The sequence below is a fragment of the Paenibacillus alvei DSM 29 genome (assembly GCF_000293805.1).
Classification (GTDB): domain Bacteria; phylum Bacillota; class Bacilli; order Paenibacillales; family Paenibacillaceae; genus Paenibacillus_B; species Paenibacillus_B alvei.
This window is the reverse complement of sequence record NZ_AMBZ01000002.1, coordinates 631866-647500: the sequence shown is the minus strand read 5'-3', so window position 1 is coordinate 647500 and position 15635 is coordinate 631866. Positions and strand designations below refer to the sequence as shown.

Below are 15635 nucleotides of genomic sequence, written 5' to 3'. Positions count from 1 at the left end.
CTGACGCAGTTCTAGAATAGGCAGCTTCGTAGCTCCTGTTGTCTTATACACATTTTTCATTAGATTAACCATTTGAAGCCATGATTCAACAAAACCGGCATCATGCTGGAATTTGCCTGCATGACGCATTGCAGATTGATTGATCGTCGGCTCACTATTTTTACTGTCAGGCATATCTGAACGATTTCCAGCTATATCTGTGACTGGAACAGTATAAGAGTTTAACACTGCTACCGACTTAATTAGAAAGGCATCAAGGACATCCAAATCGCGTACACTGAGCGTTCTGCCCTTGTACATAAGTACGCCGCCAAGTGCTGTCATCACATCCTGCTCCAATTGGTCTCCTGGCTTAGCTTGTGAGACGGGAATGAATACCATAGGTCATTACACGCTCCTGTTGGCCTCTTCATATGGATTAGAATTAGTTCTTATTATGTATCTGATTATTTCAAGGAAAAGGGCGCACTCTATAAAAGAATACGCCCTACCTGATGTCAATGCTTACAACTGCTGCATCATAACATTCATCATTCTATTCTGAATCCGGCTCTGAGGTAGAAGGTGCTTCCCCTTCTGTCATATCCGGTTCTTGCAATGCTTCCTCAGAAGACTCTTCATCTTCGTCGTTCTTATCACAGCGACTTACCGTAGATACGGAATCATCGTCACGAATATTAATAAGTTTAACACCTTGGGTGTATCGGCCCATTTGTGAAATGCCTGACATGCTCGTACGGATAATTGTCCCTGATGCCGTAATAATCATCAAGTCCTCTTCGTCCTGTACAACCTTCAAGCCAACGACTGCACCATTCTTATCGGTTACATTTATCGTCTTGATCCCTTTACCGCCACGGCTCTGGATTCGATAATCTTCCATTGGTGTACGCTTGCCATAACCCTTGGCTGTAACGATAAGCACATCGTTGTCCTTGTTAACGACATCCATGTCGATTACTTGGTCATCGCTATCCAGTGTAATCCCTTTGACACCGGTAGCAGAACGGCCCATGGAGCGTACATCATTCTCTGAGAATCGAATCGACATACCCATCTTCGTCCCCATAATGATCTCTTGTTCGCCATCCGTTAAACGAACGCCAATCAGAGCATCGTCATCGCGCAAATTAATGGCAATCAAGCCACCTTTGCGGATGTTGACATAATCATCAAGTGGAGTCTTCTTCACAATCCCTTGCTGGGTTGCAAAGAACAGGTACTTGTCGGATTCAAATTCAACGACCGGAATTACCGCACTAATGGTTTCACCCTGCTCAATTTGAATCAAATTGATAATTGGTGTACCTCTTGCTGTACGGCTCAAGTCTGGAATTTCATACGCCTTTATCCGGTATACTTTACCCTTATCCGTGAAGAACATGAGGTAATGGTGCGAGTTGGACACGAATAAATGCTCAACGAAGTCATTATCCTTCGTATCCATGCCAACTACTCCACGGCCTCCGCGCTTCTGGCTGCGGTAAGTGGTTACCGGCAGACGCTTAATATATCCGCTGTGCGAAATCGTGATGATAACATCCTCTTGAGGGATCAGATCCTCATCCAGTATGCTATCCTCGCCAATCGTGATTTCTGTACGGCGCTCATCTCCATACTTCTGCTTCACTTCTTCAAGCTCATCGTTGATGATGGTCAGCACAAGCTGTTCGTTCGCCAAGATTTCACGGTATTCCGCAATCTTCAATAGTAATTCATTGTACTCTGCCTTGATCTTTTCGCGCTCTAAGCCGGTCAGACGGCGCAGACGCATATCGAGAATCGCTTGAGCTTGGTCGAAGCTAAGACCAAATCGAGTGATTAAGCCTTCGCGTGCCTTTTCGTCATTCTTCGAGCCGCGGATAAGCGCAATGATCTCGTCGATATGATCAAGTGCAATGCGCAGCCCTTCGAGAATATGCGCGCGTGCCTCAGCCTTCTTCAAGTCAAACTCGGTACGACGGCGAATAACCTCGATTTGATGTTCCAAATAATAATGGAGCATCTCACGCAAGTTAAGAACGCGAGGCTCCTGGTTCACGAGAGCCAGCATATTGATACCGAAGTTGCTCTGCATCGCTGTATGCTTGTACAGGTTGTTCAGAACGACATTCGGATTCACATCACGGCGCAGTTCGATGACGACGCGCATTCCGTTACGGTCTGATTCATCACGAAGGTCTGTAATGCCGTCAATACGCTTCTCACGTACCAGTTCAGCAATCTTCTCAACGAGGCGAGCCTTAATGACTTGATAAGGCAGCTCGTGGACAACGATACGAGCCTTGCCGTTATTGTCCTCGATCGTCGCACGTGCCCGCATTGTGACAGAGCCACGTCCGGTCGCATACGCTTGTCGAATACCTTCTCGGCCAATAATTAATCCGGATGTCGGGAAATCTGGGCCCTTGATGTATTCCATCAAGTCCATTGGCGTTAGTTCTGGATTCTTAATAAGCGCCTGCAGACCATCAATTACTTCAGTCAAGTTATGCGGTGGGATGTTCGTTGCCATGCCGACCGCGATACCTGAAACCCCGTTTACGAGCAAGTTGGGGAAGCGAGCCGGCAATACAACAGGCTCTTGCTCTTCGCCATCATAGTTCGGTGCGAAGTCAATTGTTTCTTTGTTAATATCACGAAGCAATTCCATTGCGATCTTGGAAAGGCGTGCTTCCGTATAACGCATCGCTGCTGCCGAGTCACCATCAATAGAACCAAAGTTCCCGTGGCCATCTACGAGCATGTAACGAAGCGAGAAATCCTGCGCCATGCGCACCATTGTTTCATAAACAGCAGAGTCACCATGCGGGTGATACTTACCGATTACTTCCCCAACGATTCTCGCTGATTTCTTATACGGCTTGTCCGGTGCCATGCCGAGGTCTGACATCGCATACAAAATACGTCGGTGAACCGGCTTCAATCCATCACGCACGTCCGGCAGAGCGCGGCTTACGATGATACTCATCGCGTAATCCAGGAATGATTCCCGCATCTCTGTGCCGATGTCGCGATCCCTGATTTGCGGTTGTTGTTCTTCCGCCATGCTGGACCTCCTCAAAATTCGTATTTAACAGCGTCAGCATCTTCTAGCAAAAAGCAAAATAAAAATTTGCCCTACAAGCGAAAACGGCCCTTCCCCCCATAAATGGGGTCGAACCATTTCCACGGACGAATAATCTTTTATCTAGTCCATATCGAAACTCCCCACATGACTAGATAAGCTATTTCAAGCTTAACACCAGTCATGCTCTCAAGGGAGAATTTCTAATCTCGTCTGATCATGCGGATAAAATCATACTCATCAATTCCATAACTGCACTATTTATATTATATTACTTTCACAAAAGAGATACAATTAAACGTTCCATGAAACCGCCCAAAATCCGAACATTTTCCTCTTCATATAGTTGATTGTACTATTTCTATTCGTCTACATGATCATACATTAATATCAACCCGGTATCTTGCACTCTCCATCCATTCGACAAACAAAATGAAAAGGGTGATGTATGATTGTCCAGTCGGCGCATTTTTAGCAAATGGAAAAAGACGAAAATCTTGCAAGACTCCTCACTACGTACCTACATTCCTAAAACATCCGTCTATAGCGCACTTCGGTTAAAGGAGATGCTCAACCAATATCAAATGGTGTATGTGAAACCTGACCTAGGTACCCATGGGAAAGGTGTTATGCGTGTCACGCAGCGAGCCAATAATTCATTCGAATTGAGAGAAGGAACCTCCACGGCTACCTTTACTGATATAGAATCGCTGACCGCCAGAATCAAAAAACGAATCGGAAAGCGAAAATACTTGATCCAACAGGGTATCCATATGCTGACCCATCGAGGGAGGAAGTTCGATCTCCGTGTGTTCGTACAAAAGAACTTGAATAACAAATGGGAGGTTATGTCGATTTTAGGACGAAAGGCAGCCGCCCACAAGATTGTAACGAACGTCAGCAGCGGGGGGAAAATGGAATCGCTGCGGGTTCTCATGAAACCCCACTCGAATGCAAGCTCAATTCAGCAGCTTCGCAGTGAGCTGGAACGAATCGGTTTGTCCGTAGGGACACAACTAAGCAAAAAACACAAGAGCCTCAAAGAGCTTGGGCTGGACATAGCGCTCGATAAAAATAAGCACCCTTGGATCCTAGAAGTCAATACCAAGCCAGCTATCTATGTGTATCGCACATTCAATCCCGCTGCATATCGCCGCATTGTCCGGAATGCCAAAGCATATGGACGTTTAAAGTAGCAATAAATTCTCATCTATATCAAAGCCCCAGTCCTGATATGGAACTGGGGCTTGATCTTAAACCGCTCCAACGTGCATTCCAATCGAACACACGCCTCCGAATGAATGGATGCGATTAGAAGTCTAAGTTTTTAACGAACTTGGCATGGCGTTGAATGAAATCACGACGCGGTTCTACATTATCTCCCATGAGCGTGTCGAACACATCGTCAGCCATCTTCGCATCATCAAATGACACTTGGAGCATTTTACGGCTTTCAGGATCCATTGTCGTCTCCCACAGCTGCTCCGCATTCATCTCACCAAGACCTTTGTAACGCTGAACGTTAACTTTCGCACCTTCACCAAACTCAGCAATGATCTCATCTTTCTGCTTATCACTATCTGCATATCGAACAATTTTATTGCGTTCGATTTTGTAGAGCGGCGGCTGTGCAATGTACACATATCCCGCTTCGATAAGCTTGCGCATGTAGCGATAGAAGAAGGTCAAAAGCAGTGTCCGGATATGAGCACCGTCAACATCGGCATCGGTCATAATCACAATTTTGTGATAGCGAGCCTTTTCAAGGTCAAAGTCTTCGCCAATCCCTGTACCCAGCGCCGTAATAATCGCCCGAATCTCTGCATTGGATAAAATTTTATCCAAACGAGACTTTTCAACGTTCAAGATTTTACCCTTCAGCGGCAAGATCGCCTGGAAATGACGATCGCGGCCCTGCTTCGCAGAACCGCCCGCAGAGTCACCTTCGACGATGAACAATTCGCAATGTGCAGCGTCCTTGGAGGAGCAATCCGCCAGCTTACCTGGAAGAGAGCTCACTTCAAGCGCACTCTTGCGGCGCGTCAACTCACGTGCACGGCGAGCAGCTTCTCGAGCTCGGGATGCCTGCATCCCCTTCTCGACAATCTTCTTCGACACCATCGGATTTTCATTCAAGAACTCCATGAATTTCTCAGAAAACACAGACTCCACGATGCTGCGTACTTCACTGTTTCCGAGCTTCGTCTTCGTTTGTCCTTCGAATTGCGGCTCTGGAATCTTCACGGAAATAATCGCGGTCAGCCCCTCACGGACATCGTCCCCACTTAAGTTGGAGTTATTGTCCTTCATGAGGTTCATTTTCCGAGCATAATCGTTAATGATTCGCGTAAGTGCACTCTTAAAGCCAGACTCATGCGTACCGCCTTCGTGCGTATGAATGTTATTGGCAAAAGAGTAAATATTCTCAGTATAACTATCGTTATATTGGAGTGCGACCTCGCACGTAATGTAATCTTTGGAGCCTTCGACGTAAATGGGCTGCTCATGCATCTTCTCGCGATTGCGGTTCAGGTACTCAACGAATTCTTTAATTCCGCCGTCATACTTGAACGTTTCCGATTGTCCGGTACGTTCATCAGTAAGCACCATTTGAATGCCTTTGTTCAAAAATGCAAGCTCCCGAATACGGGATAAGAGTGTATCGTAGTCGTATTCTGTCGTTTCCGTAAATACTTCGGGGTCAGGCTGGAAGCGAATCGTTGTACCTGTCTCCTCTGTATCCCCGATAATTTCCAAGTCCGCTTGTGGAACTCCACGACGATATTCCTGCTGATGAATATGTCCGTCTCGTTTCACGGTGACGACCAAGCTCGTAGATAAGGCATTTACGACCGAGACACCGACACCATGCAAGCCGCCGGATACTTTGTATCCCTCGCCGCCGAATTTACCGCCCGCATGAAGAACAGTCATAACAACTTCAACAGCGGGGCGCTTCATTTTTTCTTGTATCCCGACTGGAATACCGCGGCCATTATCCACGACCGTGATGCTGTTGTCTTCATGTACGGTTACTTCGATTTTCGTGCAATACCCAGCCAACGCCTCGTCGATACTGTTATCGACGACTTCCCATACCAAATGGTGCAAACCTTTGGCACTCGTTGAACCGATATACATCCCCGGCCGTTTGCGTACGGCTTCCAAGCCTTCCAGTACCTGAATCTGGCTCTCATCATACGTGTTATGATTCACAGACATGCCTTCACCTACTTCTCTAATTTCAGTACCGTTCATTATGCCAATCGCATGTAATTGCAAGAGCATCATCCCAGAATCCAAACTGCAGTGCAGAGGAAAACCAAGATGACGCTGTCAACAAGGCTGTATGCAATGTTCGCTACTCGTTAAAATGATGCGCACGCTTCTTCAATGTTGTAGATGAAATCGGAGAGTAATATACTTTTCCCTTCGTCACGACGATGGACTTTGCTTCTTCCTCGCCTATCGCCTCAACATTCTTCACTTTGTGCGCATTCGCCACGAACTGCTTAGACAGCTTGGATGATTTCTCAATCGATACATCAAAAATGGCGACCAGTTCCGAGGAACGAATGACTCTTTCTCCGCCCAAGTGAATATACATAGCGCTCACTCCCCTTAGAACAACCTCTTACCGCATGACTTGCCCATTTTCCACGTGGAACATATTTGCATCATGCAACTTGCCAGTATTAATGCCTTCAATGCCTGTCGTCGTAATGAACGTTTGTACCTTGCTCTGAAACGTCTCAATCAGCTGCGTCTGGCGCATCGAATCAAGCTCAGACAGAACATCGTCGAGCAGTAGGACAGGATACTCCCCAATTTCCTCGTGCATCAGTTCGATCTCGGCCAGCTTCAGCGACAGCGCTGTCGTCCGTTGCTGACCTTGAGACCCATAGGTTTGCACTTCTTTGCCGTTAATGTAGAAGGCAAGATCGTCCCGGTGCGGTCCGACAAGTGTCATGCCGCGCCGCACCTCCTGGTCTTTCATTTGTGTTAACTTTAACATAAATTGCTCGAATAAGACAGCTTCATCTTCGTCTGGCATCGTAAAGGAAGGACTATATTCAATGACTAGAGCTTCCTTGCCATTCGAGATCCCGGCATGAATTTGCTCCGCCCATGATTGGAGTTTCTTTAAATATTGTTTCCTTTTCTTTACAACTTTAACACCATTCATGACAAGCTGCTCATTAAAGATATCAAGCATCGTATTCGCCTGCCCGCTTGGGCTGCTCCACATTTGCTTAAGCAGGTTGTTGCGCTGAATGAGAACTTTTTGATATTGCTGCAAATGATATAAATAGCTCGGCTGTACCTGACCAATCTCCATGTCGAGAAATCTTCTGCGTATGCCTGGCGAACCCTTTACGATCTCCAAGTCTTCAGGAGCGAACATGACGACATTAAGCGCACCAATGAAGCCGCTCAGCTTACGCTGCTCCAGACCGTTAAGCTTGGCCTTTTTCCCTTGTCGAGAAATGGTAAGCTCAAGCTGTACCGTTCCGTATTTGCGTTCCACAGCAGCTTTCAGATGTGCATGCTCACCTTCCCATCCGATAAGCTCTTTATCGCGCGGTGTACGATGCGATTTCGTTAAGGCAAGCACAAATATGGATTCAAGCAAATTGGTTTTCCCCTGCGCATTATTGCCAACAAAAATATTGACCCGATTGTCAGTACTCAATTCGAGCGCACCATAATTGCGATAATTTTGCAGGGCGATCGATTTGACGAACACCCGCTAAGCCTCCTGGAATGAAACGATACGGAACTCTCCGCATCCATCTACTGTGACGACGTTGCCAGGATACAGCTTCCGACCGCGTCGTGCTTCATCTTCACCGTTTACCTTCACCATATTCTCTGCAAGCATGATTTTGGCGTGACCGCCAGTTGATGCACAATTGGCCAATTTCAAAAATTGACCAAGCGTGATGAATTCCGTTCGAATCTCGATGTCATTCATGTCGTTTCCTCCTTGTGATGCACGTTCGCCATCTTGCTTAGTTTGTCGTACGGTAAGGCAAAATGAGATGCAGACTGCTTACGTGCTCTGTCGGCTTAATGATGATTGGACTCATAGCGCCTGTAAATCCGATGAAAATATTTTCACACTCGACAACCTTCAACACATCGAGCATATATTTGGAGTTAAACGCAATCCGCAGTGGATCCCCATTGAATTCCTTCACATCAAGTTGCTCCGTAACGCGTCCCAATTCAGAGGAGCTGGAGGAAATTTCAATCGTGCCGTCCTCCTTCGTTTGCAGGCGAACAATGTTCGTTTTATCTTCACGGGACAGCAAATAAGCACGGTCAATTGCATCAATAAGCTTTTTTGTGTCCAAAATAAGTTCTGTTTTATAGTTTTGCGGAATAATTTTAGAAGTATCCGGATAGGTTCCATCCAAAATACGCGAATAGAACAGAACACGGTCGATTTTGAACAGGACTTGATTGTCTGCAACAACAATGTCCACCATCGTATTTTGATCCGGAATAATTTTGCTGAGTTCGTTCAATGTTTTGCCAGAAATGACAACATTCGTGAATCGAATGTCAGGATCTGCTTGGATATCTGCTGTACGGCTCGCTAAGCGATGGCGATCTGTGGATACGAATTTTAAATTTCCTTCGCTTAAATTCCACAATACCCCTGTTAAAATTGGCGTTGTTTCGTTGGAAGAAATAGCGAATGCCGTTTGCTTGATCATCGTCTTCAGCAAATCGCCATTTACGGTAATGACTTGATTCTCTTCGATACTAGGGAGAACTGGATACTCTTCAGGATCAAGTCCAACCATCTGGATATCGGTAGTACCGGAACGAAGGAAGGTTTGGAAATGCTCCTTTACTTCGATTTCGACATCTTGTGAAGGCAGCTTTTTAATAATTTCGACAAAAAACTTAGCCGGCAAAACAACACTACCCGGACGTTCCACTTGAACGATCGTTTGGCGATCATCCTCCACAGGGATAAAAGTTTGAATGGATATATCTGTATCACTAGCCGTAAGGGTTACCCCTTGAAACGTAACGTCAACCTTTATCCCGCTTAAAATGGGAATCGTCGTTCTGCTGGAAATCGCTTTAGATACGTTTTGTATCGCTTCGTTCAGTTCATTTTTTAATATCGAAAGTTTCATACGTTCACTCCCTAACACCAATTTTGCGCTCGTTCTAGTGTTGCTTTATATTCGAATCTTGTGACATTCGGCTTTTTTTGAATGGAGAAATGCCGAATATGTGCTCTTCTTATGATGATCTATATAATCTTTTTTAATAATAGTAGTAATAGTAGGGGCACTGAATATGTGGATAACCCTCCTGAACAGGCATAAAGTAAAGCCTATCCACATGTGTATAGATTGTGTATAGGCTTGTTATGTTGTTCACAGCGTTGGATTTTTAATTTTGTCGATCAGGTTCTGAACGACCTTATATAGATCCTGATCTTCCTGCAGATTTTGCGTGATTTTTTCATGGGCATGAATGACGGTCGTATGATCTCGTCCGCCAAATGCCTCTCCGATTTTCGGCAATGAATAATCAGTGAGCTCCCGCGATAAATACATGGCGATTTGACGAGGAAAAGCTACGGCTTTCGTTCTCTTGCGCGCTTTGAAATCCTCCATCTTCAAGCCATAGAACTCTCCTACCTTATGCTGAATGTCCTGGATCGTAATCATCTTTGGACGGCTGGATGGGATGAGATCTTTGAGTGCCTCTGCAGCCAAGTGAGTTGTAATATCTTGGTTGGTCATCGTGGAAAATGCGACAACGCGTGTAAGCGCACCTTCCAACTCACGGATGTTCGTATTGATTTGGTTGGCGATATAGACCATAGCTTCATTCGGTATATCTAAATTCTCAGCCTTCGCCTTCTTGCGAAGAATCGCGATCCGTGTCTCCAGATCCGGTGGCTGGATATCCGTAATTAAGCCCCATTCAAAGCGAGAGCGCAGCCGTTCCTCTAATGTTTCGATCTCCTTCGGCGGACGATCGCTGGAGAGGACGATGTGCTTGTTCTCGTTATGCAGTGCATTGAATGTATGGAAGAACTCCTCTTGCGTTTGTTCTTTCCCTGCCAAAAACTGAATGTCGTCAATGAGCAAAATGTCAATATTGCGATATTTATTGCGGAAACTCTCTCCGCGATTATCCCGAATGGCATTAATGAACTCATTCATGAATTTTTCTGATGTCGTATAAACGACGCGGCTTGCAGGATTGTGCTCCAAAATATAATGGCCGATTGCGTGCATGAGATGCGTTTTGCCGAGACCTACGCCTCCATATAAAAATAGCGGGTTGTATGCTTTAGCCGGCGCTTCAGCGACGGCGAGCGATGCAGCATGCGCAAAGCGGTTGTTCGAGCCAATGACGAATGTATCGAACGTATATTTTGGGTTAAGCATATTGGAAGCCGGTTCATCATAGACAGCGACTCGAGCCGGTGAAGCCTGTGGCTGCACGATTTCAGCTTCCGCTTGAGCTGCTTCTTCAATAATGAACTTGACGTCCACCTGCTTGCCCGTTTCTTCCATTACTGTCGAGCTGACAAGCTTTGTATAGCGGCTCTCGAGCCATTCGACCGAAAACGTATTCGGTGCGGTAATGAGCAGCTGCGAGTCTGTAAACTTTACAGCTTTTGTGGCCTTGAACCAGGTATCAAAGCTAGGTTTGCTCAGCTTCGTCTGGATAACGGACAATATTTCCTGCCAATGTTCATTTGCTTGGCGCTCCACAGATTGTTTCACTCCTTCAAGCCTGCTGCGTCTTCATATGACGCGCTTACCGGCAATTACGCCTGAAAAAAGGACAATTGCCCCGACAAGACGCAAAAAGGCTCCGCAAGGCGCAGAAAGCCCTCTTATGAAAGGAAGTTCGAGTCGATGCAAAGTCGATAAGGGAACATTTCCTTGATAAGAGCGTATTGTCGGGGTCTATGCTGACATGCTGATGATCCTGCATAGGTCGAGAAATTTCTCGTACTTTCTACGAAACATCAGACATGCTGCTGTCGAAGTATACCGTTTCTTACAACTATTTATCCACAATGTGCAGATCATGTCGAACAACTTTTTAACAAGTGAGTATAAATTGTTCACAACTTTATCCACAGACTGTTGATAATTAAATATCCACAACCTCTATTCACAACCGAAAAACAATATAATCATAGCAGATGAGCCCTTATATTTCAATGATCGAGCGGATTTTATCCACAAATTCAATAACTTGTGCATAAATGTTATCTACACCACTAGATATTGTTTATAACCTGTTTCTTGTTGACAAGTCCGGACAAAGTCCCCTTATTTTTTGTGCACAGGTCTAGGAAGGAAAATGTCGATAATTTTTAGTTTTGCACATGTGAATAACCGAAGGTGTCGAGATTAATCGAAGATCGGAATGTGGATAATTGTTTCTATACATATAAGAACGTTATTTTTTCAATTCGCATGATTTTAGGAGGGGAGTTGGAAGAGGAAGAGGATCGGTGAGGATTGACTTTTGGTCCGTATTCTGATTAAATGTAAAAAGGAATTTTGCGCAGACAGATAAACGTAGCAATGAATGGTTCACCATGACATATCTCGTTCGAGGAGGTGCAATACGTTGAAACCGACATTTAAACCTAACGTGAGCAAACGTAAGAAAGTTCACGGTTTCCGTAAAAGAATGAGCACGAAAAACGGCCGTAAGGTGTTGGCTGCTCGTCGCCAAAAAGGCAGAAAAGTATTGAGCGCATAAGATCGCGTGAATACAAGACCACCTCGGTGGTCTTTTTTCTTTTTTAGGCGAAGTTAGCATATATTCTTGCTTGCAAATTGGAATTTTACCGTGCAGATGAGAGAAATGTTTATTCCGTTCCGCAGGTGCCTATACTTGGATCATACCATTCGAGTATTTCCGAGTAGGGAAGAGCGTAGTTAATTCGGACAGATAGGAGAAAGATCCGATGCAAAAACAGTATCGGCTGCAGGATCGCGCAGACTTTACCCGTGTTTACCGCAATGGTCGTTCCTTTGCCAACCATCAGCTGGTGCTGTACGTATACGAACAGCCAAAGGTTGAACGGTTCCGTGTAGGAATATCGGCAAGCAAAAAGATAGGCAATGCGGTAGTGCGCAATCGAATGCGCCGCATGATCAAGGAAATTGTCAGACTTCAGGCAGATCGCATTAAGGATCATGTCGATTTGGTGTTCATTGTGCGCAAAGGCGCAACAGAGATGGACTATGAGAAGCTTGCCAAGAGCGTCAATCATGTCATGCGAAAAGCTTCTATATATAAATGAAATTGAATTGTCAGCAATATCGCACGATACACCTGTTGAATCGTTTCCTTTAAGATGGGAAATGTGATATATTTACTTTGGAATCGGAAGGTTAAGAGAGGGGTTATGCTATTGTCGCTGAACAAGTTGTTCTCGAACCGCAAATGGCTCTTGGTAGCGGTTTCTGTGCTGTTGATCGTTGTATTGTCGGGATGTACGTCCACGACCACTACGCTGAAGACGGAGGATTTGCTGCAAGGTAACTTCTGGGAGCGTAACGTGGTCTATTATTTTTCACTAGCACTTGATACATTCGCAGGCTGGTTCAGCGGGGAGTATGGATTCGCCATCTTGCTGCTAACCGTTATTGTTCGTCTGTGTATCTTGCCGCTTACAGTTAAGCAAATGCGCAGCTCGAAGGAAATGCAGAAGCTGCAGCCTCAGCTCGCTGAAATAAAAAAGAAGCATAAGGATAACCCGCAGAAGCAGCAGGAAGAAACGATGAAGCTGTTCCAACAGCATAACGTGAATCCGCTTGCGGGATGCTTGCCAATCTTCATTCAAATGCCAGTATTTATTGCTTTGTATAATGCGATCTATATGAACTCAGCAATCCGTGAGCATACGTTCTTGTGGCTCAAGTTGGGCGAGGCGGATCCGTTTTACATTTTGCCAGTTGTGGCTGCCTTGACGACGTTCTTGCAGTCCAAGATGATGGCAAGCCAAAATCCAATGCAAGGCCCAATGCAGTTTATGATGCTTATCTTCCCAGTGTTGATCTTCGTCATGTCGATCAACTTCCCAGCGGCACTTCCGTTGTACTGGGTATACAGCAACGTCTTTACTATTGTTCAGAACTATTTCCTTTATCGCGATAAGGATAAGGAGGTTCGTCCGGCGAAATGAATACGCTCGTTGTATCGGGAAAGACGATCGAAGATGCAATAAAGAACGGTTTGGAACGAATGAACGTAACCGAGGATCGCGTATCTGTTCGCGTGCTGGAGAAGCCATCACGCGGGCTGTTCGGACTTATCGGGGTACGTCCGGCGAAGGTCGAACTGACACTTCTTCCGGACAAGGATGTCCCGCTCTCTGAGCCTACAACACAATCAACATCATCGAAGCCAGTTCAGACATCTTCTGTTGTGGCCGATAAGCAAACAGCAACTATATCAAAGGATCAGGAGACGGGCAGGAGCGCTGTCTCAGATGACGATATAGATCCGATTGAAGAAGCAAAGCAATTCATTGTGGATGTTGCCCGCTCGATGGGGCTTGATGTAGAAGTTGCAGTACATAAGAGGAAGGACACGGTAACGCTTGATATTAGCGGCTCGGACTTGGGCCTCATTATCGGTCGCCGCGGTCAGACGCTGGATTCGCTTCAATATTTGGCGAACCTGGTAGCCAATCGTTATTCCAAGCATCATCTCCGTATTATTCTTGATGCAGAGCAGTTCCGTGAGCGACGTAAGAAAACGCTCGAATCCTTATCTGAGCGGCTCGCGAACAAAGTTATTCGTTCCCGGCAAGAGGTTGTGCTGGAGCCGATGACGGCGCAGGATCGCAAGATTATTCATGCGAAGCTGCAGGATCATCCGAAAGTGAAAACTTGCAGTAAAGGCGAAGAGCCAAACCGGCGCGTAGTCATTATGATTAAATAGGCATGACTGCACTTATGAATACCTCTATTCAGAACGCATAGACAGATAGAAAATGCAATGATTGCGCCTGGTTCAGGGTGCTCTCATTGCATTTTTTCGTTTTTTGCTGAACCAGAATTGGATTTCATGATTAGGTGTTTGACGTAAAATGAGATAATATAAATGTACCCTATATGTGCGGAGGTCATTATTAGGATGAATTACGAACCAATCGCAGCGGTATCTACACCGCTTGGAGAAGGCGGTATAGCGATTATCCGAGTAAGCGGAGAGGGATCTTTTGCTGAGGTTGATCGCATATTCCGTTCGAAAACGAAGCTGACAGAGGCGGAAAGCCATACAATACATTACGGACATATTGTTGATCCGAAGTCTGGAGAGCGGGTAGAGGAAGTGCTCGTAAGCGTGATGCGCGGGCCGCGTTCGTTTACGACTGAGGATGTTGTCGAAATCAACACACATGGCGGGATTATTTCGGTGCGGAAAGTGATGGATATTCTGCTTCAGCAGGGGATTCGCTTGGCGGAGCCAGGCGAGTTCACGAAGCGAGCCTTCTTGAACGGAAGAATTGACTTGTCACAGGCTGAGGCGGTCATTGATCTCATTCGCTCGAAGTCGGATCGCGCCTTCAGCATCGCTATGAAGCAGGCGCAAGGTCAATTGTCTAACCGAATCAAGTCACTCCGTCATACACTCATTGAGACACTTGCTCATATTGAAGTGAATATCGACTATCCTGAGCATGATGTAGAGGAGCTGACAAGCGCCTTTATCCAAGATAAATGCGGGCATGTTATGGAAGAGGTCATGCGGCTGTTGAAAACCGCATCCGAAGGGAAAATATTGAGGGAGGGTATTGTGACAGCGATTATCGGCAGACCGAATGTCGGTAAATCATCGCTGCTCAATACGCTTGCCCAAGATAATAAAGCGATTGTAACCGATATTCCGGGGACAACTCGCGATGTAGTCGAGCAATTCGTAACAATTAACGGAATTCCGCTGCGTCTCCTGGACACAGCCGGCATTCGGGAGACGACAGATGTCGTTGAACGAATCGGAGTGGAGCGTTCTCGCAGTGCCCTTCAGGAAGCAGACTTGATATTGTTCGTTGTGAACAATAATGATGAGCTTCATCCGGATGAGCGCGAGTGGATGGAGCAAATTACGGGTAGACAAGTGATTGTGATTGTGAATAAAATGGATCTGCCTACGGTGTTGGATGATGCTCCGTTAAAGGAGGCATTCGGTGAGAATCAGATTGTGCGCATGTCGGCGAAGGAACAGGAAGGCGTCGACGCGCTTGAAAAGGTAATCTCTGAGTTGTTCATCAGTGGAGGAATTGAAGCGGGAGATATGACGTATGTCAGCAACGTACGGCATATTGCGCTTCTCAAGAAGTCGCTGCAGGCATTAAAAGATGCTGTGGGGGCTTCCCAACAGGGAATACCAATCGACATGATTCAAATCGACGTACGCACCGCTTGGGAGCTGCTCGGTGAAATTATCGGAGACGCAGTTGGCGATTCACTGATTGATCAAATTTTCTCTCAGTTCTGTCTTGGAAAATAGAAAAGCGAACACGGATACGGTCGTTTTGCCGTGAGTG

Annotated in this window: 14 protein-coding genes (1 of these 14 only partly in view); 6 read left to right on the top strand and 8 right to left on the bottom strand. The window is 45.9% G+C overall.

What is annotated here, in order from left to right:
* Both PAV_RS09335 and gyrA read right to left on the bottom strand, forming a co-directional pair.
* Positions 1–381, bottom strand: partial view of an HD-GYP domain-containing protein gene (locus tag PAV_RS09335; RefSeq protein ID WP_005545473.1) — the start only. The gene continues 756 nt to the left of window position 1, outside the view; the window shows 381 of its 1137 coding nt (coding positions 1–381); its start codon is at positions 379–381; its stop codon lies beyond the left edge, outside the window.
* 154 nt (positions 382–535) lie between these two features.
* Complete coding sequence (gene gyrA, locus PAV_RS09330) at positions 536–3049, bottom strand: DNA gyrase subunit A (protein WP_005545472.1); 2514 nt, start codon at positions 3047–3049, stop codon at positions 536–538.
* Positions 3050–3519: 470 nt separating this feature from the next.
* On the opposite strand from gyrA, the gene PAV_RS09325 reads away from it, so the two are divergent.
* Positions 3520–4263, top strand: coding sequence for a YheC/YheD family protein (locus tag PAV_RS09325; RefSeq protein WP_005545471.1), 744 nt, complete (start codon positions 3520–3522; stop codon positions 4261–4263).
* Between the two features lie 115 nt (positions 4264–4378).
* On the opposite strand, the gene gyrB is transcribed toward PAV_RS09325, so the two are convergent.
* From gyrB to dnaA, 6 genes are all read right to left on the bottom strand, one after another.
* The gene (gene gyrB / locus PAV_RS09320) at positions 4379–6289 is read right to left on the bottom strand and encodes a DNA topoisomerase (ATP-hydrolyzing) subunit B (RefSeq protein WP_005545470.1); all 1911 of its coding nucleotides are present in this window, start codon (positions 6287–6289) and stop codon (positions 4379–4381) included.
* A gap of 139 nt (positions 6290–6428) precedes the next feature.
* Positions 6429–6674, bottom strand: coding sequence for an extracellular matrix regulator RemB (gene remB / locus PAV_RS09315; RefSeq protein ID WP_005545469.1), 246 nt, complete (start codon positions 6672–6674; stop codon positions 6429–6431).
* A 27-nt stretch (positions 6675–6701) separates the two neighbouring features.
* Positions 6702–7814, bottom strand: coding sequence for a DNA replication/repair protein RecF (gene recF, locus PAV_RS09310; RefSeq protein ID WP_005545468.1), 1113 nt, complete (start codon positions 7812–7814; stop codon positions 6702–6704).
* 3 nt (positions 7815–7817) lie between these two features.
* Complete coding sequence (yaaA, locus tag PAV_RS09305) at positions 7818–8042, bottom strand: S4 domain-containing protein YaaA (protein WP_005545466.1); 225 nt, start codon at positions 8040–8042, stop codon at positions 7818–7820.
* Positions 8043–8079: 37 nt separating this feature from the next.
* Positions 8080–9222 carry a DNA polymerase III subunit beta gene (gene dnaN, locus PAV_RS09300; protein ID WP_005545464.1) on the bottom strand — a complete coding sequence of 381 codons (1143 nt, stop codon included), beginning with the start codon at positions 9220–9222 and terminating at the stop codon, positions 8080–8082.
* A 246-nt stretch (positions 9223–9468) separates the two neighbouring features.
* A complete protein-coding gene (gene dnaA, locus PAV_RS09295) occupies positions 9469–10824 on the bottom strand; it encodes a chromosomal replication initiator protein DnaA (protein ID WP_005545462.1) in 1356 nt (451 codons plus the stop codon).
* Between the two features lie 874 nt (positions 10825–11698).
* Between dnaA and rpmH the strand changes: the two genes are divergently transcribed.
* The 5 genes from rpmH (at position 11699) to mnmE (ending at position 15598) form a co-directional block, all read left to right on the top strand.
* Positions 11699–11833, top strand: coding sequence for a 50S ribosomal protein L34 (rpmH, locus tag PAV_RS09290; RefSeq protein ID WP_040735642.1), 135 nt, complete (start codon positions 11699–11701; stop codon positions 11831–11833).
* A gap of 208 nt (positions 11834–12041) precedes the next feature.
* Positions 12042–12380, top strand: a complete 339-nt coding sequence (rnpA, locus tag PAV_RS09285) for a ribonuclease P protein component (protein ID WP_005545461.1) — start codon at positions 12042–12044, stop codon at positions 12378–12380.
* Positions 12381–12485: 105 nt separating this feature from the next.
* Positions 12486–13265, top strand: a complete 780-nt coding sequence (locus PAV_RS09280) for a YidC/Oxa1 family membrane protein insertase (RefSeq protein WP_040735641.1) — start codon at positions 12486–12488, stop codon at positions 13263–13265.
* Positions 13262–14026 (top strand): RNA-binding cell elongation regulator Jag/EloR, encoded by a 765-nt coding sequence (gene jag, locus PAV_RS09275; protein WP_005545459.1) that lies wholly within the window; start codon positions 13262–13264, stop codon positions 14024–14026. Before PAV_RS09280 ends, jag begins: the two co-directional genes overlap by 4 nt.
* A gap of 195 nt (positions 14027–14221) precedes the next feature.
* Positions 14222–15598, top strand: coding sequence for a tRNA uridine-5-carboxymethylaminomethyl(34) synthesis GTPase MnmE (gene mnmE / locus PAV_RS09270; protein WP_005545458.1), 1377 nt, complete (start codon positions 14222–14224; stop codon positions 15596–15598).
* The last annotated feature ends 37 nt before the right edge of the window (positions 15599–15635 follow it).

Coding starts and splice junctions, on each gene's coding strand:
- gyrA (WP_005545472.1), bottom strand. CDS start 3,049: ATGGCGGAAGAACAACAACCGCAAATCAGGGATCGCGACATCGGCACA.
- gyrB (WP_005545470.1), bottom strand. CDS start 6,289: ATGTCTGTGAATCATAACACGTATGATGAGAGCCAGATTCAGGTACTG.
- remB (WP_005545469.1), bottom strand. CDS start 6,674: ATGTATATTCACTTGGGCGGAGAAAGAGTCATTCGTTCCTCGGAACTG.
- yaaA (WP_005545466.1), bottom strand. CDS start 8,042: ATGAATGACATCGAGATTCGAACGGAATTCATCACGCTTGGTCAATTT.
- dnaN (WP_005545464.1), bottom strand. CDS start 9,222: ATGAAACTTTCGATATTAAAAAATGAACTGAACGAAGCGATACAAAAC.
- rnpA (WP_005545461.1), top strand. CDS start 12,042: ATGCAAAAACAGTATCGGCTGCAGGATCGCGCAGACTTTACCCGTGTT.
- PAV_RS09280 (WP_040735641.1), top strand. CDS start 12,486: ATGCTATTGTCGCTGAACAAGTTGTTCTCGAACCGCAAATGGCTCTTG.
- jag (WP_005545459.1), top strand. CDS start 13,262: ATGAATACGCTCGTTGTATCGGGAAAGACGATCGAAGATGCAATAAAG.
- mnmE (WP_005545458.1), top strand. CDS start 14,222: ATGAATTACGAACCAATCGCAGCGGTATCTACACCGCTTGGAGAAGGC.